This is a genomic window from Methanobrevibacter sp., assembly GCF_045126245.1.
Taxonomy (GTDB): domain Archaea; phylum Methanobacteriota; class Methanobacteria; order Methanobacteriales; family Methanobacteriaceae; genus Methanocatella.
Genome location: NZ_JBGVOG010000076.1, coordinates 1 through 4,735, shown reverse-complemented (window position 1 = coordinate 4,735; position 4,735 = coordinate 1). Strand labels below are relative to the sequence as shown.

Here is a 4,735-nt window from a genome sequence, read left to right as displayed (position 1 = left end):
TCACAGTGAGGAAACAAAAAGAGGTATATCCATTCGTTTAGGTTATGCTGATATTGAATTTAGAAAATGCCCTAACTGTGATGAACCTGAATGTTATACTACTTCTGAAAAATGTGAAATCTGTGGCAGCGAAACTGAATTGATTAGAAAAGTGTCATTTGTTGATGCTCCGGGGCACGAAACCCTTATGGCAACTATGTTGTCCGGTGCTGCAATTATGGATGGTGCTGTTTTAGTAATTGCTGCAAATGAGTCTTGTCCACAACCACAAACAAAAGAGCATCTGATGGCGCTTGATGTAATTGGCGTTAAGGATGTTATTGTAGTTCAAAATAAAATTGATATTGTATCAAAAGAAAGAGCTATTGAAAGTTATAATGAAATTAAGGAATTTGTTAAAGGTACTTGTGCTGAAGATGCTTTAATAATACCTGTATCCGCTCAACAAGGTGCAAATGTAGATATATTAATTGAAGCAATGCTAAAGCAAATTCAACCTCCAGAAAGAAATATCGATGATACAACATTAATGCATGTTGCCAGATCATTTGATATTAACAAACCGGGTTCCGGTGCTGATAAGATTAAGGGAGGAGTTATTGGTGGTACTTTAGTCCAAGGTAAATTTAAACTTGGAGATACTATTGAAATTAGACCTGGTCCTACTAATAACGGTGAAAGAATCACTCTAAAATCTGAAATCATCGGCCTTGAAGCCAATGGTAAGCAGGTTGAAGAAATCGGTCCGGGAGGGCTTGTAGGTATTGCAACTAAATTAGATCCGTCTTTAACCAAATCAGATTCATTATCCGGAACTGTTGCTGGTGAAGAAGGTACATTGCCTGATGTATTAAATAGCTTTTCAATGGAAGCTAATTTACTTGATCGTGTAGTGGGTACTAAAGAAGAACGCGAAGTTTCTCCAATTAAAATTAAAGAAGCTTTGATGATTAATTGCGGTACAACAACAACTATAGGTGTTGTTACTTCAACAAAGAAAAACGATGTTGATGTTGCTCTTAAATTGCCTGTTTGCGCTAGTCCTGGTGATAGGGTCGCTTTAAGTCGTAGAGTCGGAGCTCGTTGGAGATTAATCGGTTATGGTATTATAAAATAGAGGGCGAATAATGAACTCTAAAGAAGTTGTAATTGATACCAATTTTTTTATGGTTCCTTTTCAGTTCAATGTTGATGTAATCAGCGAACTTGAAAAATTATTACCTTCTTATAAATTAACTACTCCAAGCTTTGTTATCAATGAATTGAAGGGTTTGAAAAGAAATAATAAAGGAAAAATAAGGTTAAATGCAAATTTGGCCTTAAAGTTAGCTAATTCTTCAAAAATTGAAATAAAGGATATTTCATTGCTTGAAAATGAAACTGTGGATGATGCGTTACTTAGAGTTTCAGAAGTTTTAGCTACAAATGATAGTGAATTAAAAAAACGTGCAAAAGATAAAGGAATCACGGTAGCATATTTAAGGCAAAAAAAATATATTGCTATTGATGGTAAAATATTATATTAATTAAACTTATTAATTAAATGAGGGATTATTTTGTATTATAAAACAAAAATTGAGGACACTGTAAGAATTCCACCTTATAAGTTTGATGAGCCTCTTAATAAAGTTGCTATTCAGACTTTAAATGAAACTTACGAGGGTCGTTTAGATAAAAAACTTGGTTTATTTATCTGTGTCAATGATATAGATGAAATTGGTGAAGGTAAACTCATTATGGGTGATGGAGCTGCATACCATAATGTTGTCTTTGAAGCACTTTTCTTTAAACCGGAACAATATGAAATTCTAGAAGGGGAAGTAATTGAAATTGTTGATTTCGGTGCTTTCGTTAGAATTGGACCTATGGATGGTTTAATACATGTTTCTCAGGTCACTGATGATTATATCAATTTTGATGCTAAAAGAGGCGCATTAATAGCTAAAGAATCTAATAAATCTTTAGATGAAGGAGATTTAGTTAGAGCAAGGGCTGTTAGTGTTTCAATCAAAGATGAATCAACCAATAATATGGAAAATACCCGAAAGTCTAAAATTGGTCTTACAATGAGACAAAATAATTTAGGTAGATTTGAGTGGATAGAAGAAGCTAAACAAAAAAGTATGGGGTAAAGAATGAAAGCTTGTACCGTTTGTAAAATGATTTCAAATAAAGATCATTGTCCGTCTTGCGGAAGTCCAACTTCTGACAATTGGAGTGGTCTTTTAATTATTACCGATCCGGAAGATTCTGATATTGCTAAAGAATTAAATATCAAAATCCCTGGCGAATATTGTTTAAGAGTAAGATAGAGGTTTTATAGTGTTACGTTTAGATGCAGAATTAAATGGGGATATAATTTCAGAACTTAAAAAGCCATTAGGCACATTATATCCAAACTTTGAAGATGCGATTGAAGAGATTAAGTCTTCTGAATTTTTAATTTCTGTAGGTGACGCGACCTTTGCTAATCTCACTAAATATGAATTATCTCCTAATATTGGTATAATTGATAATCTGATTCAAAGAAAAAATCATTCTCATGATATTATACGTGCAGATAATATTTTAAAAGTAGACAATCCTGCCGGAACTATTACTGATGATCTATGGGAAACCATAGGCCAAGCTCTTGAATTATCTAACAATGGCGTATGTTATGTAATTGAAGTGAAAGGGGAAGAAGATCTTGCAGTTCTTCCTTGCATCTTGATGGCGAATCCGGAAACTACAATTTTATATGGTCAACCAAATGAAGGTTTGGTGCTTTTAAAAGTTTCTGATGTAAAAGATAAAGCTCAAAAGCTTATTAACGGATTTATTGAAGAATAAAAATAAATGAGGTTTTATAATGGAAATTGAATTTATTGACGAAAAAGAAAACAAATTGTTTAACAGAAAGGAAATTAAATTTTATGTTGATTATGATGGAGAGGCAACTCCTAAATTATTAGACATTAAATCAAAATTAGTTGCTTTATTAAACACTAAAAAAGATTTAATTGTTGTAGACAATGTACAGCCACACTACGGTGAACCTAAAGCTGTAGGTTATGCTAAAGTTTACGGCACTGTTGATGATTTAAAATACATTGAAGCTAAACACATCATTGCTAAAAATGAAGAACCTGAAGAAGAGCCTGCTGAAGAAGATGCTGAAGCAGAAGCAGAAGAATAGGTGATTTAAATGGTAAGAAAATCTGATCTTTACAAAGTAGATGGAGACAAAATCGAAAGGAAAAACCCAATTTGTCCTCGTTGTGGTGAAGGTGTATTCATGGCTGACCATGGTGACAGATTCGCTTGTGGTAAATGCGGATACACTGAAATGAAAAAATAAGATTTTTAAAATCTTCATTTCTTTTTTTATTTATTTTTAATTTTTAACATATTTTTTAGAAGGGATTTCATTGGATAATATTAGGAATGGTCGTTTCAAGACTGGTATGACTGATGAAGCAGCGGAATATACTTCATCATATGATGCTGATAAAGTTCTTTTTGAAGCTGATATTAAAACTAATTTTGCACACACTTCAATGCTAAAGCATGAAGGAATTATTGATGGGGAAATTGCAGACAAGATTTTGTGTGCACTTGACAGTCTTAAGGAAGAAGGTTTTGATGCATTGGTATTCGATGCTTCCGTTGAAGACGTGCACATGGCAATTGAAAATTATGTAACTTCCAAAATCGGTCCCGAAGCGGGTTATATGCACACCGCCAAATCACGTAATGACCAGGTTGCATGTGACGTAAGGCTCGTATTGCGTGAAATGGTGGAGGAAATTCAAATAGGTATTCTAGAGTTTATGGAAGGACTTGTTGAAATGGCAGGCGAACATATGGAAGACATTTTCATAGGTTTCACTCACTTGCAACATGCCCAACCAATTACAATCGCCCATCATTTGATGGCTCATGTACAAGCTCTTAAAAGGGATTATGAACGTTTAGGAGACACTTATAAAAGAATTAACTTAAATCCTTTAGGTTCTGCTGCCATGGCGACCACAAGTTTTCCAATCAACAGACAATTGACTACTGATTTGCTAGGTTTTGATGCTTATCTTGAAAATTCAATGGACGGCGTTTCAGCACGTGACTTTATTGCAGAAACTGTCTTTGATCTGGTGGCACTGTCTTCCACATTAGCTAAAATCTGTGAAGAATTGGTGTTATGGAGCACTTATGAGTTCGGAGTCATTGAAATGGCAGATGAATATTCATCAACTTCCTCTATTATGCCGCAAAAGAAAAACCCTGACGTAGCTGAACTTGCAAGAGGAAAAACCAGCATTGCAACCGGTGAGCTAATAACTATTCTGACAATATTGAAGGCTATTCCTTATACTTACAATAGGGATTTGCAGGAAATTACTCCTCATTTGTGGAATGCTGTTAAAGTAACCAAAGAAACATTATCTATTGTTACAAAAATGATGTTGTCAGTTGAATTTAAAGTGGACAGATGCGCTGAACTTGCAGGCAAAAACTTTGCAACCGCAACAGACCTTGCAGATATTATGGTTCGCGAAAAAAGGATTCCATTCAGAACCGCTCATAAAATTGTTGGAAGAATTGTTAATGAAGCTACAGCCAAAAACATGGCTGAAGAGGATATCACTTCCGAATTCATAGATGATATTGCAGTCGATTTGGGTTTTGACAAATTGGATTTATCCTATGATTTAATTCAAAGAGCTTTAAATCCTGCTGAAAATGTTAAAATCAG

The 4,735-nt window shown here is 34.3% G+C and carries 8 protein-coding genes; all 8 read left to right on the top strand.

The window, feature by feature from the left end:
• Window positions 1-1,117: translation initiation factor IF-2 subunit gamma (locus ACJMLZ_RS05820; RefSeq protein WP_405304458.1), on the top strand; the 1,117-nt coding region annotated here is incomplete at its 5' end.
• A gap of 10 nt (window positions 1,118-1,127) precedes the next feature.
• Complete coding sequence (locus ACJMLZ_RS05815) at window positions 1,128-1,526, top strand: PIN domain-containing protein (protein WP_405304456.1); 399 nt, start codon at window positions 1,128-1,130, stop codon at window positions 1,524-1,526.
• Window positions 1,527-1,556: 30 nt separating this feature from the next.
• Window positions 1,557-2,132: a DNA-directed RNA polymerase gene (locus ACJMLZ_RS05810; protein ID WP_405304454.1), complete on the top strand. Its 576-nt coding sequence runs from the start codon at window positions 1,557-1,559 to the stop codon at window positions 2,130-2,132.
• Between the two features lie 3 nt (window positions 2,133-2,135).
• Window positions 2,136-2,312 (top strand): transcription elongation factor subunit Spt4, encoded by a 177-nt coding sequence (spt4, locus tag ACJMLZ_RS05805; RefSeq protein ID WP_405304452.1) that lies wholly within the window; start codon window positions 2,136-2,138, stop codon window positions 2,310-2,312.
• 10 nt (window positions 2,313-2,322) lie between these two features.
• Complete coding sequence (locus ACJMLZ_RS05800; protein ID WP_405304450.1) at window positions 2,323-2,832, top strand: GTP-dependent dephospho-CoA kinase family protein; 510 nt, start codon at window positions 2,323-2,325, stop codon at window positions 2,830-2,832.
• 19 nt (window positions 2,833-2,851) lie between these two features.
• A complete protein-coding gene (locus ACJMLZ_RS05795; RefSeq protein ID WP_405304448.1) occupies window positions 2,852-3,178 on the top strand; it encodes a 30S ribosomal protein S24e in 327 nt (108 codons plus the stop codon).
• A 9-nt stretch (window positions 3,179-3,187) separates the two neighbouring features.
• The gene (locus ACJMLZ_RS05790) at window positions 3,188-3,340 is read left to right on the top strand and encodes a 30S ribosomal protein S27ae (RefSeq protein ID WP_292784086.1); all 153 of its coding nucleotides are present in this window, start codon (window positions 3,188-3,190) and stop codon (window positions 3,338-3,340) included.
• A 106-nt stretch (window positions 3,341-3,446) separates the two neighbouring features.
• Window positions 3,447-4,735 (top strand): argininosuccinate lyase (gene argH / locus ACJMLZ_RS05785; protein ID WP_405304460.1); only part of this gene is annotated, 1,289 nt, incomplete at its 3' end.